This is a genomic window from Cupriavidus sp. 05T313 (assembly GCF_056396665.1).
Map to the genome: position 1 here is coordinate 1 of NZ_JBFTLX010000705.1, position 370 is coordinate 370.

Annotated in this window: 1 rRNA gene; it reads right to left on the reverse strand. The window is 59.9% G+C overall.

The annotated features are described in order from the left end of the window. Nucleotides 1-148: 148 nt before the first annotated feature. Nucleotides 149-370 (reverse strand): 16S ribosomal RNA (locus tag AC1DKD_RS42475); the annotation flags it as partial.

Consider the following 370-nt stretch of genomic DNA (forward strand, 5'->3'; position numbering starts at 1 on the left):
CTGCCGGCCTGTGCCGCCAGGCACCTATTYGTTGATATTCCACCCRTGAGCACCCGCCGCAGRACAAWCGCCTGCGCAACGGGCGTTACTCCTGACACCACCACCACACAGACACGAGCCTGGCAGGGTTGMTGTAGGYGCTCCTTAGAAAGGAGGTGATCCAGCCGCACCTTCCGGTACGGCTACCTTGTTACGACTTAGTCCCAATCGCCAGTCCCACCTTCGACAGCTCCCTCCCACAAGGGGTTAGGCCACCGGCTTCGGGTGTTACCAACTTTCGTGACTTGACGGGCGGTGTGTACAAGGCCCGGGAACGTATTCACCGCAGCGTTGCTGATCTGCGATTACTAGCGACTCCGACTTCATGGGG